The 18,249-nt window shown below is 63.4% G+C and carries 19 protein-coding genes; 11 read left to right on the top strand and 8 right to left on the bottom strand.

The annotated features are described in order from the left end of the window. Positions 1-121: 121 nt before the first annotated feature. A complete protein-coding gene (locus tag PQU94_RS12810; protein WP_272741844.1) occupies positions 122-1,570 on the bottom strand; it encodes a bifunctional aminoglycoside phosphotransferase/ATP-binding protein in 1,449 nt (482 codons plus the stop codon). A 94-nt stretch (positions 1,571-1,664) separates the two neighbouring features. On the opposite strand from PQU94_RS12810, the gene PQU94_RS12805 reads away from it, so the two are divergent. After that, positions 1,665-2,279, top strand: coding sequence for an HAD family hydrolase (locus PQU94_RS12805; protein ID WP_272741843.1), 615 nt, complete (start codon positions 1,665-1,667; stop codon positions 2,277-2,279). Between the two features lie 399 nt (positions 2,280-2,678). Here PQU94_RS12805 and pdxH read toward each other — a convergent pair whose 3' ends face one another. Further along, on the bottom strand, positions 2,679-3,329 hold the full coding sequence (gene pdxH, locus PQU94_RS12800; protein ID WP_272741842.1) for a pyridoxamine 5'-phosphate oxidase: 651 nt from the start codon (positions 3,327-3,329) through the stop codon (positions 2,679-2,681). 121 nt (positions 3,330-3,450) lie between these two features. On the opposite strand from pdxH, the gene PQU94_RS12795 reads away from it, so the two are divergent. The 3 genes from PQU94_RS12795 to PQU94_RS12785 all read left to right on the top strand — a co-directional run bounded on the left by PQU94_RS12795 (position 3,451) and on the right by PQU94_RS12785 (position 6,066). After that, a complete protein-coding gene (locus tag PQU94_RS12795; RefSeq protein ID WP_272741841.1) occupies positions 3,451-4,182 on the top strand; it encodes a DnaJ C-terminal domain-containing protein in 732 nt (243 codons plus the stop codon). A gap of 170 nt (positions 4,183-4,352) precedes the next feature. Further along, a complete protein-coding gene (gene aroC, locus PQU94_RS12790; protein WP_272741840.1) occupies positions 4,353-5,459 on the top strand; it encodes a chorismate synthase in 1,107 nt (368 codons plus the stop codon). A 58-nt stretch (positions 5,460-5,517) separates the two neighbouring features. Beyond that, on the top strand, positions 5,518-6,066 hold the full coding sequence (locus PQU94_RS12785; protein WP_272741839.1) for a mismatch-specific DNA-glycosylase: 549 nt from the start codon (positions 5,518-5,520) through the stop codon (positions 6,064-6,066). Here PQU94_RS12785 and PQU94_RS12780 read toward each other — a convergent pair. Both PQU94_RS12780 and PQU94_RS12775 read right to left on the bottom strand, forming a co-directional pair. Then, positions 6,041-6,928 (bottom strand): glucosamine inositolphosphorylceramide transferase family protein, encoded by an 888-nt coding sequence (locus PQU94_RS12780; protein WP_272741838.1) that lies wholly within the window; start codon positions 6,926-6,928, stop codon positions 6,041-6,043. The genes PQU94_RS12785 and PQU94_RS12780 overlap by 26 nt on opposite strands. Continuing rightward, positions 6,925-7,935 carry a glycosyltransferase gene (locus PQU94_RS12775; RefSeq protein WP_272741837.1) on the bottom strand — a complete coding sequence of 337 codons (1,011 nt, stop codon included), beginning with the start codon at positions 7,933-7,935 and terminating at the stop codon, positions 6,925-6,927. The genes PQU94_RS12780 and PQU94_RS12775 overlap by 4 nt, the downstream gene beginning before the upstream one ends. Before the next feature lie 294 nt (positions 7,936-8,229). Here PQU94_RS12775 and PQU94_RS12770 point away from each other — a divergent pair, with 294 nt between their 5' ends. From PQU94_RS12770 to PQU94_RS12760, 3 genes are all read left to right on the top strand, one after another. Beyond that, a complete protein-coding gene (locus PQU94_RS12770; protein ID WP_272741836.1) occupies positions 8,230-8,754 on the top strand; it encodes an RNA polymerase sigma factor in 525 nt (174 codons plus the stop codon). Between the two features lie 74 nt (positions 8,755-8,828). Further along, positions 8,829-9,788, top strand: coding sequence for a FecR family protein (locus tag PQU94_RS12765; protein WP_272741835.1), 960 nt, complete (start codon positions 8,829-8,831; stop codon positions 9,786-9,788). Beyond that, positions 9,733-12,156 carry a TonB-dependent receptor gene (locus PQU94_RS12760; protein WP_272741834.1) on the top strand — a complete coding sequence of 808 codons (2,424 nt, stop codon included), beginning with the start codon at positions 9,733-9,735 and terminating at the stop codon, positions 12,154-12,156. Before PQU94_RS12765 ends, PQU94_RS12760 begins: the two co-directional genes overlap by 56 nt. 166 nt (positions 12,157-12,322) lie before the next feature. Here PQU94_RS12760 and PQU94_RS12755 read toward each other — a convergent pair whose 3' ends face one another. Both PQU94_RS12755 and PQU94_RS12750 read right to left on the bottom strand, forming a co-directional pair. Beyond that, positions 12,323-12,652 carry a hypothetical protein gene (locus tag PQU94_RS12755; RefSeq protein ID WP_272741833.1) on the bottom strand — a complete coding sequence of 110 codons (330 nt, stop codon included), beginning with the start codon at positions 12,650-12,652 and terminating at the stop codon, positions 12,323-12,325. Positions 12,653-12,886: 234 nt separating this feature from the next. After that, positions 12,887-13,339 carry a hypothetical protein gene (locus PQU94_RS12750; protein ID WP_272741832.1) on the bottom strand — a complete coding sequence of 151 codons (453 nt, stop codon included), beginning with the start codon at positions 13,337-13,339 and terminating at the stop codon, positions 12,887-12,889. A 627-nt stretch (positions 13,340-13,966) separates the two neighbouring features. Here PQU94_RS12750 and PQU94_RS12745 point away from each other — a divergent pair. Beyond that, the gene (locus tag PQU94_RS12745) at positions 13,967-14,536 is read left to right on the top strand and encodes a DNA-3-methyladenine glycosylase I (protein WP_272741831.1); all 570 of its coding nucleotides are present in this window, start codon (positions 13,967-13,969) and stop codon (positions 14,534-14,536) included. A gap of 43 nt (positions 14,537-14,579) precedes the next feature. Here PQU94_RS12745 and PQU94_RS12740 read toward each other — a convergent pair whose 3' ends face one another. Further along, positions 14,580-15,347, bottom strand: a complete 768-nt coding sequence (locus tag PQU94_RS12740) for a pseudouridine synthase (RefSeq protein WP_272741830.1) — start codon at positions 15,345-15,347, stop codon at positions 14,580-14,582. A gap of 73 nt (positions 15,348-15,420) precedes the next feature. Between PQU94_RS12740 and PQU94_RS12735 the strand changes: the two genes are divergently transcribed. Both PQU94_RS12735 and PQU94_RS12730 read left to right on the top strand, forming a co-directional pair. Then, positions 15,421-15,990: an SOS response-associated peptidase gene (locus tag PQU94_RS12735; protein WP_272741829.1), complete on the top strand. Its 570-nt coding sequence runs from the start codon at positions 15,421-15,423 to the stop codon at positions 15,988-15,990. Further along, the gene (locus PQU94_RS12730; RefSeq protein WP_272741828.1) at positions 15,987-16,550 is read left to right on the top strand and encodes a uracil-DNA glycosylase family protein; all 564 of its coding nucleotides are present in this window, start codon (positions 15,987-15,989) and stop codon (positions 16,548-16,550) included. Before PQU94_RS12735 ends, PQU94_RS12730 begins: the two co-directional genes overlap by 4 nt. A gap of 166 nt (positions 16,551-16,716) precedes the next feature. On the opposite strand, the gene PQU94_RS12725 is transcribed toward PQU94_RS12730, so the two are convergent. Continuing rightward, positions 16,717-17,376: a cation efflux transmembrane domain-containing protein gene (locus PQU94_RS12725; RefSeq protein ID WP_272741827.1), complete on the bottom strand. Its 660-nt coding sequence runs from the start codon at positions 17,374-17,376 to the stop codon at positions 16,717-16,719. 137 nt (positions 17,377-17,513) lie between these two features. Here PQU94_RS12725 and PQU94_RS12720 point away from each other — a divergent pair, with 137 nt between their 5' ends. Continuing rightward, positions 17,514-18,068 carry an NADPH-dependent FMN reductase gene (locus PQU94_RS12720; RefSeq protein ID WP_272741826.1) on the top strand — a complete coding sequence of 185 codons (555 nt, stop codon included), beginning with the start codon at positions 17,514-17,516 and terminating at the stop codon, positions 18,066-18,068. Positions 18,069-18,249 lie beyond the last annotated feature (181 nt).

Raw genomic sequence — 18,249 nt, 5'->3', positions numbered from 1 at the left:
CCCCAGCGGACCCTCGGCTAATCGCAAGGCGTCGTCACCGGCCTACCTGTTATCGCGCGAACTATACGCAGGGAACGTGTCAAAAATGCACCTGTTCACGCGATATTTACCTTGGTTTCGATCACGGATTCGGCGTCATCGTCCACAGGTCCGTATCGAGCGCCGGATCGGTCTGCGCCCCGGCAATGTCCGGCGTGGCGTCCGACACATCATTGCGCCTTTGCAGGACGCGCCGCAGCCGCTCATCCGCCGGGACGTCCATCCACAGGGCGCGGAAGGCGACGCCCTGCGTTTCCGCCAGGGCCTTCGCCTCACGCGCCCGGTCCTGATTGCGGAAGGTGGCGTCGAGAATCACCGACTGACCGCTCCGCACCGCCGTGCGTGCCAGATCGAACATGTGCGTATAGACGCGCGCATTCTCTTCCGGCGTATAGGCCTCCTTCGGCAGGGTCTCGAACTCCGGGCAGGCCCACAGGCGTTTGCGCATCTCGTCCGAACGCAGCACCAGCGCGCCGGGGGCACGCCCCGTCTGCGGCGCAATATGGCGCGAATGGGTGCTCTTGCCCGACCCGGACAGGCCGCCGACGGCCAGTAATTCCGCCGGCTTCATTTCCAGAAAGGCGTGCGCGGCCTGGAGATACATCTTCGCCTTTTCCATGGCGTAGTTGGGCGTGCCGCCATAGTTGGCATTGACGTGACAGCGCACCCCGGCGCGCACCGACATATAGAGCGGCAGCAGTTTCAGCCCGGCATAGACGCTGTGGATGTCGTCCTCCAGCCGCGCGGCCTTTTCGACATAGATATTGAGCACGGTATTGGCAGCGACGTCATGCCCCCGCACCCACAGGTCCATCAGCAGGAAGGCGAGGTCATAGAGCACGTCGATCTGGCTTAGCCGCTCATTGAACTCGATGCAGTCGAACAGCACCGGCCTGTCGTTCTCGATCAGGATATTGCCGAGGTGCAGATCGCCGTGGCAATGACGGACATAGCCTTCGGCGAAGCGGCGTTTCACATCCTCGACCAGTTCCGCATAGGCGGCCTGAATAGCGCGGTCATAGGCATCAACAGCCTCGGCCCCCAGTTCCTCGCGGAAGACCTCGATATTCTTCTTGTTCGAGTCGATGACGTATTTGACGTTAAATTCGTGCTCGGCATCGCGGCAGATTTCCGAGCCGGCGTGGAACTGCGCGATGATCTGCCCCAGATCGTGCATCAGGTCAGGATCGGGCGTCCAGTCGGCGCGCAACTGGCTCTGTTCAGCCAGCACACCCGCCGTGTCGAAGCGGCGCATGACCAGCACGCTTTCGCCTTTGATTTCCTCAACCCCCAGATAGATGTCGGCGGCCATGCGCTGATTGTAGCGCAGTTCGCGCAGCAGGGCCTTGCGGCGCTTTTCGACCGAGGTGAAGTCGAGAAAGCCGTAATCGACGCTCTTTTTGACCTTGTAGGCGCGCTTGCCCTTCAGGATCACCACGGCGCAGGAGGTCGTGATGATGTCATCGGCCCCTTCGGACAGGTGCGCAATAAGGGCATCAGGTAGCGCGTCGGGCAAAAAGGCGTCGGTCATGCAGGATACTCAGAACACAGGAAAACCCCGTCTGTCTGGACTCCCGCCGTCTTTTCGTCAAGCCATGACGCGGTGGTTGGTATAGACAGTTCGGATGATATTCGCTGACTCGCTGCACCCACCCGCACACGCCAAAGCCCTGATCTTCGATTGTGACGGGACTCTGGCCGACACCTTCGCTGCCCATTACCGGGCGTTTCGGGCGGCTTTGGCCCCCTTTGGCATCGACTTTCGCGCTGACTTTTACGCCGCGCGGCTGGGCTGGTCGCGCAAAGCCCTTCTGGAAGCCGTGGCGCAGGAAACCGGCACGGCGTTTGATGCCGAGGCCGTCGCCGCACGCAACGCACCCCTGTTTCTGGCGCACATCGACGCCGTGCAGGCCATCCCGGCCACCGAAGCGCTGGTCAGGGCCTGTTATGGCAAGCTGAAACTAGGGGTCTGTTCCGGCGGGCAAAAGGGAATTGTCGAGGCCACTCTGAAAGCCATCGGACTTTATGAGCGCTTTGACGCCGTGGTGGCGTTTGAAGATACGGGCGTCGGTAAACCGGCCCCGGACCTTTATCTTGAGGCTTGTCGCCGTCTGGGCATCGCGCCGTCCGAAGCTCATGCCTATGAGGACAGCGACGAAGGTATTGAGGCCGCCCATACAGCGGGCCTCAGCGTGTCGGACGTGCGGCCCTTCTACAGCCCCGATCCATCCGGGTGGTGAGAGGGAATAAGGTTTAACCACAGATAGACACGGATGCTGCCCGCCCGCGGGCACCCACGGATATTCTGAGCTTATGACGGTTTAATCGCGCGCTGACCATCCGTGACGACCGCCGAAAGGCCGTCATCCGTGTCTATCCGTGGTGAAAATGCTTACGCGTTCACGAGCGTGGTACCTTGACCGCTGGCTAATGTCTTCGATGCGCAGATTCCTAAGTCGCGCCCACGCGGCGGCCTTAGACCGACGCTCTGACATTATTGAGAACCAGAGATTACACAGATTGCACAGATTGGCGCTGCGCGACTTTAGACTCCCCCCATAAGGTCATCTGAGACTCAAAATCTGTGTAATCTGTGGTTCCTAAGAAAGCACCCGAACTGCCTCCAGGTTTCGCACTTTTTACGGATAGAGCTTCGACTTCACCCACCCGTCGCCGGCCCGTTCGAACTTGAGGCGGTCGTGCAGCCGGAACGGTTTGTCGCGCCAGAATTCCATCTCCGTCGGCACGATGCGGAATCCCGTCCAGTGCGGCGGGCGCGGCACCGCCCCGATGCCGAATTTCAGACCATATTCGGCGACGCGCTTTTCCAGCGCAAAGCGGCTTTCCAGTGGCCGTGACTGCTCCGACGCCCAGGCCCCGATCTGCGAATTGCGGGCGCGCGACGCGAAATATTCATCCGCCTCGGCCTCTCTGACGAGTTCGACTGTGCCACGGATTCGTACCTGACGGCGCAGCGACTTCCAGTGAAACAACAGGGCGGCCTTGCGCGCCTCCAGAATCTGACGCCCCTTGGCGCTCTCAGTATTGGTATAGAAAACAAAGCCCTGCCGGTCGAAATCCTTGAGCAGCACCATGCGCGCGTCGGGCATGCCTTCCGGGTCCACCGTGGCCACCGTCATGGCGTTCGGGTCGTTCGGCTCCTTGCCGCGCGCATCCATCAACCATTGACCAAACAGATCAAACGGCTCGGCCCCGTCGATATCGGCCTCGTTCGCGGCATGGGCATCGGCATAGTCAGGGCTGGGAGGAATCAGATCGGAACGGGACATAGGGGTTTCTCCAGACCGGTGTCTCCCCGCCTGCGGCGGAGAGCTATAATGGGTTTGTTAACCCGCTGTTGACCATAGGGGAGCACAGTGCGTCAATATATCTCCGGCCCGTCTCTTCAGAATGAACAGAACCTCCGCCCTCGGCCTCCTCGGTCTCAGTGAACCGATCCGCGCGCAAGACGTACAAGCGGCCTTTCGCCAGCGGGTGAAACGGGCACATCCGGACCTGAACGGCACAGATGCGCCGTTGCGACGGTTGATTCTGGCCCGCGATCTTTTGATGCGACAGCTCAGGAATGGGCCGGATATATCGGAAATCATAGAAGAACTGTCCGACCCGGCAGAGCCCCTGCGTCTCAGCGTCGAGACAGCCGTCACGGGGGGCGGCATTGTCACCGATGTGCCCCTGCCGCTGGAACTGATCCATGACGCCGGACCGGGTCGCAGCCTGATGCACCGCAAGACGTTGCGCATCACCCTGCCGGCGGGCCTGCGCGACGGGGAACGGCTGCGGCTTAAGGCCGCACGGCCCGGTGGTACGGAGCACGTTTTCCGCATCGAGATCGAACGCCGCGAGGACCTGCACGCCGAGGGTCATGATCTGTGTCTAACCGTGCCGGTCGAGGCCCGCCGCCTGCGACTGGGGGGACAGGTGCGCGTCGAGACACCGCACGGCCCGCAGACGGTCGATCTGAGCGACGCCGTCGATAACCGCCTGACGCTTAAAGGCTTGGGCCTGCCCGCCACGGCACGCTATCCGGCGGGCGATCTGCATCTGCGTTTTGAGGCCTTTGAGACGCCTATGCGCCCGGCCTCAGACCTGCTGGCCGAATTTCACCGCAAGTGGGCTTAAGACTTCAGCACGATTGAGTTGCGCGCCCCGCAGAAGTGCCGTAAGGCCACGGCATAAAAAAGGCTGGAGCGTATTTCGTTCAAGTTGAAGCGAAATTACGCTCTGATTTTAGGCTTAACGCGCTTTTGTATCCGAAAAGTGCGTCCCACTTTTCGGAAAGCGCTGGCTCCATGTCGCACAACAGCTTCGGTCATCTTTTCCGCGTTACCACCTGGGGCGAAAGCCACGGTCCGGCGCTCGGCTGCGTGATCGACGGGTGCCCGCCGGGGATTGCGCTGTCCGAGGCCGATCTGCAAGGGGCGCTCGACCGCCGCAAGCCGGGCGGCTCGCGCTTTGTCACCCAGCGCCGCGAAGCCGACGAAGCGAAGATTTTGTCGGGCGTGTTTGAGGGCAAGACGACCGGCACGCCGATTTCGGTGCTGATCGAAAACACCGATCAACGCTCGAAGGACTACGGTGAAATCGCGCGTCAGTTCCGGCCGGGCCACGCCGACTACACCTATTTTGCCAAGTACGGTATCCGCGACTATCGCGGCGGGGGCCGCTCCAGCGCGCGCGAAACCGCGGCGCGCGTCGCCGCCGGGGCCGTGGCGCTGAAGGTGCTGAAAACCCTGATCGGGCCGCAGATCGCGGTGCGCGCCGCCCTCGTGCAACTGGGGGTCCACACCATCGACCGCGCGCACTGGGACTGGGCGCAGGTCGATCAGAACCCGCTGTTTTCGCCGGACGCCAGCACGCTGGCGCAATTCGAAGACTATCTCGACGGCATACGCAAGGCGGGCTCCTCCATAGGCGCGGTGGTCGAGGTGCAGGCCGAAGGCGTGCCCGCCGGCTGGGGCGCGCCCATCTATGGCAAGCTGGATTCGGACCTTGCGGCCAATCTGATGTCGATTAACGCCGTCAAGGGTGTGGAAATCGGCGAAGGCTTCAACGCGGCTACCCTGTCCGGCGAACAGAACGCCGATGAAATGCGCATGGGACCGGACGGTATCGAATTCCTATCGAACCACGCGGGCGGCATATTGGGCGGCATTTCGACGGGGCAGACGATTGTGGCGCGGCTGGCGCTAAAGCCGACCTCGTCCATCCTGACCGAGCGTCAGTCGATCGACATTGACGGCAAGGACGTCGATATCCGCACCAAGGGCCGCCACGACCCCTGCGTCGGTATCCGTGCCGTGCCGGTGGCCGAGGCGATGATGAGCTGCACCCTGCTCGACGCCTGTCTGCGCCATCGCGGCCAGACCGGCGGCGCGGCCTTTGTGCCGGGCGTGTAATGGGTGCAGGGGCTGAGCCCCTGCCCGCCGGAGGCTCTTTCTTAAACAGGCATAACCCATGACGCCTTTGGACCGTGCTGGTCTTTTGCCCGACGCGCACAAGGTGCCGGACCTGTTGCGGCCGGGGCTGAAACTGGTGTTTTGCGGCACAGCGCTGGGGCGGGTGTCGGCGCAGAAGCGGGCCTATTATGCGCATCCGGGGAATTTTTTCTGGCGTACCCTGCATAAGGTGGGTCTGACCCACGAACGGCTGTCGCCGACGGAGTATCCGCGCCTGCTCGACCATGGGATCGGGCTGACGGACCTGTGCAAGGCGCACTATGGCAATGATGTGGACCTGCCCGCCGAGGCGTGGAACGCCGAGGCCTTAAGGGCCAAGATCACAGAATATGCGCCGCGGCATCTGGCCTTCACCTCGAAGACGGCGGCCAGCGTCTTTCTGGGGCGACCGACGGGTCAGATTGCGCTGGGGCGGCAGGTGGAAACGGCGGGAGAGACGACGCTGTGGGTGCTGCCGTCGCCATCGGGTCAGGCGCGGCGCTTCTGGGATGAGGGCGCGTGGCGCGACCTGGCGCAGGTTGTTACCGCTTCCCCAGAGCCTTCCTGAGCTTGAATTGCAGCTTGATCAACGGCTCCGCCGCTGAGCGATGCAGGCGTTTGACGTCGATAAAGGTCACACCGCCGTGCCCCGACAGGGTATGAAAACCGTCGCCATAGCCTTCCAGCAGGCCCTCCCCGTTCAGGCGTGCCACGGGGCCGGCGCAGAAGCGTTCCGGCGTCAGGGTGTCGATGCGCAGCAGGTTGATCGCCGCGCCATAGGTCGCCACGCAATCTTGCATGGGCAGGTGCAGCTTGCCGTCGCGGACAAAGGGCGTGCCGCCGGGGCGTGAGGTTTCAAGCCCGGCGCGCACCGGGTTGGCGGCGTGCGGCTGCCACGGCCCCAGAAGGTCGTCGGCATAGGCCACATGCAGTTCGCGCATTGCCCGCCGCTCGGCCCCCGGCAGGGCGTAGAACATCCACCAGCGCCCGTCGTGCCTGACGACGGTGGCGTCGATGGCCGGGACGTCCAGCAGGGTCTTGACCGGCGCCCAGCGGTCGGGAAAGCGCTCGCAGCGATAGAGGGTCAGGACGCCGCTCTTGTGCGCTTCGGGCAGCATATAGAGTTCACCCGCCTCTTCGATCAGGAAGGGATAGGACAGGTGAAACGGCGCGATCAGGGCCGGGCCCGAAGCGATCAGGTGGTAGTCGTGATCATATTGAAAATAATGAATTTCGCCGCGCTTAATGCGATAATCCCAGGTCTCGGCGAAGACGGTGATCCCCTCTTCGCGTCTCAGGCCGAAGGGGTCGGCGACAAAACGGAACGCGCCCTGCGGCGGCAACCACACCACCTCGTCGGCACGCGGCGCAGCAAAGGCCACGTCCTCAAGCGGTCGCGGGACGAAACCCGCCTGCCACAGTTCGATCACGCCAACGCCTCGACCGTGCGGCGCAGACGGCGGCGACCGGCGTCAAAACCGAAAGAGTCGATGGCATAGGTCTGCGCGTCGCGCGCCCGGCGCAACCAGTCGGACCAGTTGTCGAGCGCGCCACCGAGCGCCTGCGCCAGGGCTGCGGTGTTTTCCCGGGGGAACAGGGCACCGAACTGACCGCCACACAGAACTTCGCGCGGGCCTTCGGTGTCCGACGCCACCACCGGCACCCCGGCGGCCAGCGCCTCGATGACGACCAGGCCGAAGGATTCCTCACGAGACGGCACAACGAACAGATCGACCCCGTTAAGGAAGCTCAGCGGGTCCTTGACCCAGCCGCAGAAGCGCACGTGATTTTCAAGGCGGAACTGACGGGTCAGGGCTTCGAGCGCGGCGCGCTCAGGGCCGTCCCCGGCGATGCACAGCTCAAAGCGCTGACCGGCGGCGCGCAGCTCAACACAGGCCTCCAGCAGCAGGTCGAACCCCTTGATCGAATGCAAACGCCCCATGGCCCCGATGACCGGCACCGGGTTGCCCTTCGGCTTCACCGGCAGGGCCCGGAGATGCGAGAAGTTGGCCACATCGAACAGGCGCAGACCGGGAAAACGCGACTGCGCCCCTTCGCGCACACGGCCGCTGACGCACAGGGCGGCGGACACGTCTTTCAGGTGCGGCTTGTACGACGGGGTGTGCAGCACCTGAACCGTACGCTGGCGTGTGCCGATAAAGGGCAGCATACAGGTGCGCCCGGCGCGGTTGCCATGGGCAATGACCAGATCAGGCCGGAAGCTGTGCGTATAGCCCGCCAGACGCAGGGCGCAGATCGGGTCGGAGATAAAACGGTTATTGAGCGGTCGGAAGCCCGGCAGATCGGACAACATGCCGTCCGGATGGCCGACGCTCACCACGTCGTAGCCTTCCGCCGTCAGGGCTTCGTGATAGTGACGCGCCATCAGGCCGTCTCCACCCTTCGCCTTGGTCAGCATGATGTTCAGCAAACGCATCGACACAGCCCCGCTCGCAGGAATTGCGGAAGAAAATCCGGACGTCGCAGACTCACGACGTCCGGCTCAGGTTTAAGGTGAAGGCCCCGGTCTCCGCCTGCCCCCCGCAGAGCTGGCGGTCACCTTCCGGAGGAGCCTCCTGATCAGATGACACCGTCGATCGGGGCAACCCTCATGCCCTGTCTTAAAATTTTTATAATTTTTTTACTTTGCTGCGTGCCACACCGCAGAAAGGCTTGTCGGCGAAGGAAAATCGCTCCTATATCAAGACGCTGCGTCAACCTCAGAGAGCCGATGACCCACCCCGCGCGCCTGACGGAAACCTATTTCGCCAAACGCGACGTGCTGCTGCGTTACCTGACGCGGCTGTGCGGCGACGAAGCGAGCGCCGAGGACGTGCTGCAGGACCTTTATCTGCGCCTGATGCGCGGCGGCATAGACGGCGATATTCAGGAACCTCTGGCCTTTCTGTTCCGCATGGCCAACAATCTGTGGCTCAACCGACGCCGCGCGCTCAGCCGCCGCGAGGCGCGCGAAGACGCGTGGCAGGGCCTGAACCCACAGATGACGGGCGAAGCCGACGCCTCACCCGATGCCGAGGCCAGGCTGGGGGCGCGTCAGACCCTGCGCGCCGTCCTGAAGGACATTGACGCCCTGCCGCCCCGGACACGCGACATCTTCCGGCTGCACAAGCTGGAGGGCCTCAGCCAGACCGAGGTAGCCCGCCGCCTCGACATCTCGCTCAGTTCGGTCGAAAAACATCTGAGCAGCGCGCTCAAACACCTTCTGGCGCTCAACCGAAGTCGGCGGCTGAATTAATTTACCGCGGTGCGAAGGAAATTTTACGGGTAACAGCGTATCAGGGTGTCATCAGGTCAGAGAGGCCAATAACCATGTCGGACATCGACGCGAAAATCGAAGCCGAAGCCGCCGACTGGGCCATCCGGGCACAGTCGGAGACGATCGGCGAAGCCGAGATCGTCGCTCTGATCGACTGGCTCGACACTTCACCGCGCCATGCCCGCGCCTATGCCGAGGCTCTGGCCCTGTGGAACGCGCTGGACGCCGATGCGCCCGCATCCAGCGAAACCCCCATTGTTCGCCCCCTGCCCGTGCGTCAGCCGACGCGCCGTTTCGGCCTGATGGCCATGGGCGCCAGCGGACTGGCTGCCGTCGTGGCGGGCGTCTTCCTTCTGGCCTCCGGCACCCTGTCGCCGACCGAGGTCTATGCCACGCAGAAGGGACAACGCCAGTCCGTCACCCTGGCCGACGGCACGCAACTGATGCTCAATACCGACACCCACCTGTCGGTAAAGATGACCGCCTCGGCGCGCACCGTCACCCTCGACCGTGGCGAAGTGGCGGTGACCGTGGCGCACAAGGCCAATCAGCCCTTCCGCCTGCGCACCGGCGACCTGACCCTGACCGACATCGGCACCGAATTCAATGTAGCACGCCTCAATGGCGAGGTGCGCGTGGCCGTGCGTGAGGGCGAAGTTGAGATGGCCGATGGTCGCGCGGCAACGCGCCTGCGACCCGGTGATATGAGCACTTACCGCGAAGCGTCGGGCACCCGGCACCTGGCCAAGGCCGACCCGTCGGAGGCCTTTGCGTGGCAATCATCCCGTGCTATCTATCGCAATCAGCCGCTGTCCGTCGTGGCCGCCGACCTGAACCGGTATTTCGATAAGCCGATCATCGTCGAAGGCGACGCCGCGCAGTTGAGGCTGAATGCCATCCTGACCCTCGATTCGCAGTCTGCGGTTGCCGGGCGTATAGCTGAGTTCTTACCGGTCGATGCCCGCACGACGCCCGAAGCCATCTATCTGCGCCAAAGGGCTTCTGACCGCTAGCGTTTGCGCTGCGGTATTCAGCGTCTCTGCCGCTCAGGCGGCCGATCGTCGCCACGCGCTCGACCTTCCCGCCCGTCCCCTGACCCAGTCCCTGATCGCGCTGGCTGCCCGCAGCGGCATTTCCGTGGGCGGCGTCGATCCGGCCCTGTGCGCCGCCACCCCGCGTGCCGTCAAAGGCCATCTGTCGGCACAGCAGGCCCTGCAAAAGCTCCTGTCCGGCAGCCAATGCCGCGTCGAGCGCGTCGATGCCGTCACCTATCGGCTGGTCCGCGATACGCAGCCCCTCGCGGTCGTCGCCCGTCCCGCCGCACCGCCTGCGCCCCGCGCCGTCGCGCCGCCGTCCGATGACGACATCCCGCTGATCATCGTGCGTCACCCGACGCGCCTGTTCGACACGCCGGCCGGGGTCAGCGTCGTCGCGCCGCCCATGCTGTCGGGCAATGATACCGATCTGTCGAGCCTGGCCCCCCACGTCGCGGGCATGACCGTCACCAATCTGGGGCCCGGGCGCGACAAGATCTTCCTGCGCGGGGTTTCCGACAGCGTGCTGACCGGCCGCACCCAGTCGATGGTCGGGCTTTATCTGGACGATACGCCCATCACCTATAATGCGCCCGACCCCGACCTTCTGCTGGTCGATATGGCGCGCCTCGAAGTCCTGAAAGGACCGCAGGGCAATCTGTACGGTCAGGGGGCCCTGTCGGGCGTCGTGCGGCTGGTCACCAACAAACCGCTGCTCGATCATTTCGAAGGCGAAGCGGGCGTCGCCCTCGGTACGGCCTCCGAGGGCAAGCCGTCGTGGCGCACCACCGGCATGATCAACCTGCCCCTGCCGGGCGAAGCGGCGGTACGCGCCGTCCTGTGGGATGAAAAATCCGCCGGATTCATCAAGGATGTGGCCCTTACGCGCAACGCCAGCAACGACACCGAACGTTCGGGCGGACGTCTGTCCGTCAAGTGGCAGGCCACGCCGGGCCTGAGCTTCGATTCGACCGTGACCATGCAGGACCTGCGCTCGTCCAACAGTCAGTACGTCATGGGGCGCACAGGCTCCTATCGCCGCGCCCTGTCTCTGGCCGAGCCGCACGACAATATTTTCCAGAACCTGGCGATGGGGGTGACGCACGAAAGCGCGTCCGGGACGTGGCGGGTATCGCTCAACCGGTTACGTCACAAGATTCACACCGGGTATGATGCACAGCCCGTCGGGCGCTACGTCTCCGTGGCCAATTCCGGCGTTTTCTTCTTCGAGGAGGATCAGATCATCCGTCTGTCCAGCCTCGAAGCCAGTTACGTCTCGCCGTCCGACCGTCCGGTCCGTTGGCTGGCCGGGGTGTTTGCGGCCCGAAGCGAAGAAAGTTTTACCCCGCTGCTGATCGACGTCTATACCCGGCGCACCCTCTATGACGAGGATCGCTCCGACCGTATCGACGATGCCGCCGCCTTCGCCAAGATCACCTGGGACCTGACGCCGAAGTGGACCTTGTCGGCGGGTCTGCGGGCGCAAAGGTCGCGTCACCGCACCCTCAGCGATATCGCGCGGGTGCGCCTTGTGGACTATGCCACCAGCGGGCGCATCACTGGCGTCATCAATGCCAATCCGGTGACGCACGAACTGATGCTCAGCTATCAGCCCTCCGCCTCGCTGATGCTCTATGCCCTGTCGTCTGACGGGTTCCGCACCGGCGGCTTCAACACCACCACGGCTCAGAAGAGCATCGTCCCCGGCACCTATAAGGGGGACCGTCTGTCCAGCCTTGAGACCGGTCTGAAATACCGCGCGCCGGATGGCCGTCTGCGGGTGGACGCCGCCCTTTTCCATATCGAATGGCGCGATATCCAGTCCGATCAGTTGCGCCCCACCGGCCTGCCGGTGACGCTGAATATCGGCGATGGGCGTAATACCGGCCTCGAAATCGAAGGCGGGTGGCGACCCATAGACGACCTGACGCTGCAACTGCGGGCGCAGTTCAGCGATCCCAACCTGCATAAGACCAATCCCATCTATGCCAAGGTGCGCGAAGAGGGGATGCCCTATATTTCACGTCGCATGGCCAGTCTGAGCGCCCAGTGGCGCACGCCGCTGTTCACCCTGCCGCTGGAGAACACCGCCGTCCTGTCATACCGCGACGGCTCGCCCCTCAACTACGGCATCAGCCGCATCATCCGCATGAAGGGCTATGTCAATCTCGATCTGGGGAGCACCGCCGATCTGGGGGCCTATACGCTGGCCCTGCGCGTGACCAATGCCACGGGCAACAAGAGCAACAGCTTCGCCTATGGCAACCCGTTCGCCCTCGACACCGCCTCGCAAAATACGCCCCTGCGCCCGCGTACCTACTGGCTGTCGGTCAATCGCCGCTTCTGAACCTCTCCAAACATTAGAGCGTATTTCGTTCATTCTGAATCGAAACAACGCTCTAAGTTTTTGGTTTACTGCGCTTTTTATCCGAAAAGTGCATCCCACTTTTCGGAAAGCGCTCAAAGGCCGCCCTGCAAGGCAGGACGGCCGGATAAGGGGCGGGGCGTTTGCCTCAGTCCTTGTCGATCACCGCTTCCAGACGCGGTGCGGGATCAATGTCGCGGCGGGCATAGGCGTCGCGGGCCGCATCACGCGCGCGATCCCAGCTCAGATCGCCGCGCTCCGGATAGGTGTCCCAGCGATGGCGCAACTGCTCGTCGCTGAGGTCGTTGAAGGCCGTACCTTCGTGTTCGCCGTAAAGGTCGTAGCCAAAGCGATAGGCCGGGCGAAACTGACCATAGCTCTCTTCCGCTCCATAGGGCCGGTTGGCAAAGTCGCGTTGCCAGAAGGCATCATGCTCGTTCCAGTCGCTTAAGGGGCCGTTGGTGATAAGGTCGTTCATCATATCCTCCTGTTTTATTGACATTAATTCTGTCCGCACCCCGATAAGAAAGCGATCCGGAGACGGGCCTGCGATGATAAAAACCCCCCTCTCTGGCGATATAAAAAACCCCATCCGGAGGGGTGGCCGGACGGGGTTTTCGCTGAGTGGCCCTCAGTGCCCCGGAGGGGCGGCGGGGCTGACCGATGCCCGTCGGCGGGCACCGGTTGAGGCCTTTAGCTCAGGTCAGCCGAATTACTGAGCGGGCTGCTGAGCCGGTTCAGTGGCCGGAGCCGGCTCCGTGGACGGCGAAGACTGCGCGCCCGAAGAGTCCGCCGGGGCCGAGGTCGCCGCAGCGCCCGACTTGGCGAGCGAAGACGCCTTCAGGGCCATCTGGTCGGCGCTCAGGGTACCGGTGACGGTCACTTCATCGCCGATGGCGAAGGGTTGGCCGTCAGACGTAGCGGCCGAGGCGTCAACGGCGATTTCCTTGGCCGCCGGGGCCTCACCGACCTTCAGGGTGAAGGTGCCGGCCTTTTCGCCCGCAGCGGCGATCTTGCCGGTCAGGGTGGTGGAGGCCGCCGGGGCTTCGGCCGTGGCCGTAGCGTCGGTCGAAGGGGCCGTTTGCGCCAGGGCCGGAGTCATGGACAGGGCGGCACCGGCAATGGCGAAGGCGGCGATCTTGGTGGTCAGGTTAAAACGGGTCATGGTGGGGTTCCTTTCGGTTCCAGTTGAATGTGTGTCCGTGGCGCTTTCCATCCGCGCATCCGGTGCGAACAGAAAGACCAGCCGGTGTCTCCCCCTTGAAAGGGAAAGCCTGCGTGCTGGGCGTTCAAGCTGTGTGGCTCAACAGCGCCCCGGCTGAGTTTCAGGCTACGGACCGGGGGGTAAGTAAACCATCGGGAACCGGCCCCTGTACGCGTCATCTGCGGGTAAAACACGCTTTGGCCGCAATGCGGAAGGCAGGGCCGCATTTCCGCCGCAGCCGCGCCGCCGCTGGCGGGCCGCCGCGTCTAAGCCCTTGCGGTAGCGGTAAAAAGCGCAAAATCCTTAATCGCCGCAATGCGGCCATTCCGCGACACACCGTGTGATCTGGATAAGCGGTCGATAAGCTCAGCGGATCATTTTGTCAGGCCTGCGTAAGGACCGGAAATGGCGCGCGTGACTCAAAATCCACATCGTCGGCAAAAGTTTTACGGATTCGCAGGTCGCCTCGCGCTTATGCTGACATTAATACGCGCCAAATGGGCTAAACCTGCGCTGATCTTGTGTTTGGTCGCGCATGAGCCCAAAAACCGTTTCACACGTTTTGGCATGCGCTCAGGAGGAGACAAAATGAGCGACGGACGGACGCGCTGCGGCTGGGTCAACGAAAGCAAGCCGCACTATGTACACTACCACGACCACGAATGGGGCGTGCCGGTCCACGACGACCGCCTGCTGTTCGAAATGCTGATCCTTGAAGGCGCACAGGCCGGGCTCAACTGGGAAACCATCCTCAAACGCCGCGACGCCTACCGTGCCGCCTTCAAAGGCTTCGACATCGCCGCCTGCGCCGCCCTGAGCGACGCCGAGCTCGAGGCGCGGATGCACGACGACGGCATTATCCGCAACCGCCTCAAGATCGCGTCGGTGCGTAAAAACGCCCTCGCCTTCCTGGCCATTCAAAAAGAGTTCGGCAGTTTTGACGCCTATCTGTGGGGCTTTGTCGGGGGTCAGCCGCAGCGCAACCGCCCGCAGACCCTGCGCGACGTGCCCGCCTCAACGCCCGTGTCCGACGCTCTGTCGAAAGACCTCAAAAAGCGCGGCATGAGCTTTGTCGGCTCCACCATACTCTACGCCTATATGCAGGCGGTCGGTCTGGTCGATGACCACGTGGCAAGCTGCTTCCGGGCGGCGAAGTAACCAAAAGAGCCTCCGGCGGGCAGGGGCTTGGCCCCTGCACCCATTAAAGGCGCAGCAAGGCCGCCCGCTCCTGCGGCGTCAGCAGCCGCCACTGGCCTTCGGGCAGGTCGCCGATCTCCACCGGACCGATGCGCGAGCGGTAGAGGTCGAGAACCCTAAGTTCGCACATGTCGCACATGCGGCGGATCTGACGGTTGCGGCCTTCCTTCAGGATAAAGCGCAGGGTCTGTTCCCCTACCTGCTCGACCACGGCGGGTTTCAGCTTGCGCCCGTCCAGCTCCAGCCCGTGCCGCAGCCATTTCAGCTTGGCCTCAAAAATGGGCCCGCGCACCCGGACGGTATAGTCCTTCTCCAGCTCGCTGTCCGGTCCGATAATCGCCTTGGCCAGGACGCCGTCCTCCGACAGGATCAACAGCCCGCGCGAGTCCTTATCCAGCCGCCCGACCGGCGCCAGCTTCGAATCCTGATCGGGCCATTGGGTGAGCTGCCCCCAGTGGTTCGGGCGGCGGATCATGCGCACCGCCGGAGTCTCGCCAGCTTCGGGCTGCCCCGACACAATACCCACCGGCTTGTGATAGACGACCGTCAGCTTGGCATCGAGCGATGCCTGCGCCTGCGGATTGAAGCTGACGCTCTGTCCCGCCTCGACCTTGCGCCCCGCATCGCGCACCACCTCACCCTCGACGCTGACCAGCCCGTCGGCGATAAAGGCGTCGGCTTCGCGGCGCGAACAGACGCCCGATTGCGCCAGCCATTTATTGAGGCGGATCGGCTCAGCGCCGTCATAGATGCGGGTAAAGGGTGCAGACATGCCGCCCTCCCTAACGAAAAACGAAGGATGGCGCGAGTCTTGTTTTGGGCGTGCGGCCCCCTATACTGATCCCATGTGCGGACAATTCCTGGCCCTGAAAGCGTGGCGCGACTTTCTGATCAGCCTCGGCATGACCGATGAGGCTGTGGCTGAGGTACTCAACGATGTGGTCAAACCCACCGACGCCTACCCTATCGTCACCGCCGGGCCACGGATGACGCACGCGCGCTGGGGGTTGATCCCCGGCTGGGCGAAGGCGACGCCGAAAGCCTCGACCTTCAATGCGCGTATCGAAACCGCGGCGGAAAAGCCGACCTTCCGCGACGTCTTTGCCCGGCGTCACGCCCTGGTGCCGGTGGCGGGTTTCTACGAATGGCATCAAGGTCGCCGCCACCGCATCACGCGCCGCGATGGCGAACCGCTGGTGCTGGCCGGGCTGTGGGAAGGCGACACCTTCACCATACTGACCCGCCCGGCGCGCACGCAGATGGCCGCCTTGCACGACCGCGAACCGGTGATGGTCGGGCGTCGGCAATGGCAGGGCTGGCTCGATAACAGTGTCTTCGATCCGGCCCTGCCGCCCGATGACCTGTTCGATATTGTCGATGATGACGCGGCCCCGGTGCAGGACACGCCGTTTTGAGCCTGCTCGACGACATCGCCGCCTGCCGGGTATGCGAAGCGAACCTGCCTTTCTGGCCTCGGCCGGTGCTCCGCGCCGCAGACCCCGCCGCGTGCGTGCTGATCGTCGGTCAGGCACCGGGCACCAAGGTCCACGCCTCGGGCATTCCGTGGGACGATGCCTCGGGTCAGCGCCTGCGCGACTGGATGCAGGTGACACCGGAGTCCTTCTATGACCAGAGCCGCTTCGCCATCCTGCCGATGGGCCTGTGCTATCCGGGTCGGGGAAAGAGCGGCGACAATCCCCCGCGCCCGGAATGCGCTCCCCTGTGGCACGCCCGGGTGCGGCAGACCCTGCCGAACATACAACTGACCCTGCTGATCGGGGCCTATGCGCAGGGCTATTATCTCAATGATAGCCTCGGCCTGACCGAACGCGTGCAACAGGCCGATCAGTACGGCGCGTTTTTCCCGCTGGTGCACCCTTCGCCGCGTAACCGCCTGTGGCTGAGCCGTCATCCGTGGTTCGATGCTGAAATCGTGCCGCAACTGCGCGCGCGTTTGCGAGGTCTGGGCCTTTAATCTCCTCTCCTCCCTGCGGCTTTGCCGTGGGGAGGTGGCGCGCAGCGCCGGAGGGGGATGACTCTAAAGCCCCGGCCGCGCTAAAAAGCCTGGAGTCATCCCCCTCCGCCTCGACACGCTTCGCTTGCTCGGCACCTCCCCATGGCTGCGCAACAGGGAGGAGGGATTATTGCCCCTTCAATTCGGCCCACGCCTGTTCCGTGATACGCGTCGCGGCCTGAAGGCCCATCGCCACCATAATCAGGGCCACAATGGCATCCGGTAGCGTATTCTGCGTGAAATACACCCCGACCGCCGCCCCCAGCACCATCAGATTGCCGATGGCGTCGTTGCGCGTACACAGCCACACCGACATCATGTTGGAATCGCCTTCGCGGTACTTCCACAGCAAAAGCGCCGAGCCGACATTGGCCGCAACCGCCAGAAGACTGATCAGGCCCATCACCTCGGCGCGCGGCACATCGCCCGTATAGACCTGCCACAGGGTCGTGCCCATAATCCACAAGGCGAAGACAAACATACTGGCCGCCTTGAGCAGCGAGGTCCTGGCCCGCACCCTGACCGCCGCCGTCAGTACAAACAGGCTGAGCGCGATATTGGCCGCATCCCCGGCAAAGTCGAGGGAATCGGCCAGCAGGGATTTCGACTGGCTTTGCAGGCCGGCACCGATTTCGACGAAGAACATTGCGGCATTGATGGCCATGACCCACCACAGGGCGCGGCGATAGGCGGGATCGGTCGCCGGGCCTATGTCGTGGCTGTGGCCGTGAGGATCGTGCCCGCGATCGTGAGAGCTGTGATCGTGATGATGGGAATGCGTGGACATAGAACCTCGTTCAGCAGGCAAACAGCTTGCGCCTTTTCATCTGCCGGGTGCAAGCTATTATCCTGATCAGGGTTGCAGCCCCGTCAGGCCCGGCCTATGTGTAGCCAAAGTCATTACAGATCACGCGAGGTACCGCCATGTCCAGCCCGAAGCTTATCGCCCTTTCCGGTTCGCTGCGTAAAGCGTCCTACACGACGGCCCTGCTGCGCACACTGGCGGCCAACGCCCCGGCCGGTGTTGAAATCGAGGTGGCCGAAGTCGCCGATATTCCCGTCTATAATCAGGACCTTGACGTCGAGCCCTATCCGGAAGGCGTGGCGCGTCTGCGGGCGCAGGTTCAGGCGGCGGACGGCGTTCTGGTCGGTAGCCCGGAATATAATTACGCCATGCCGGGATCGACAAAGAACCTGCTCGACTGGCTGTCGCGCCCCTATGGCAAGGCGGCGCTGGCGGGTAAGCCAGCCCTGATTATAACCACCTCACCGGCCTCGACCGGCGGCGTGCGGGCGCAGGCGCAGATTCGCGGGACGCTGGCGGCCATTGGTGCACATCCGCTGGGCGGCGCCGAGGTGGTCGTACCCTTTATCGACAAGAAGACCACCGACGGCGTGTTTACCGACGAAGGCACGCTGAGCTTTATCGAAGCTCAGGTCAAACGTCTGGTCGATGAGATCGAGGTACGTAAGAAGTAAGGGATTTCGACCACCAAAAACCCGAAAAGCACGAAAAGGCTGTCCCACTGCCATGGCCCGAAGGGCCCCTTGCCATCAGCGCAACTTGCACGAGTGAGGGGCAAGGCGCGCCGAAAGGCTTTGAACCACAGATTACACAGATTGGCGCTGCGCGCCCCTGCGTGACGCAGACACGGATAAT

The sequence above is a fragment of the Asticcacaulis currens genome, assembly GCF_028550395.1.
GTDB lineage: Bacteria > Pseudomonadota > Alphaproteobacteria > Caulobacterales > Caulobacteraceae > Asticcacaulis > Asticcacaulis currens.
Note: the sequence above shows the minus strand (reverse complement) of the source record. Positions and strands in the feature narration are given on the sequence as shown.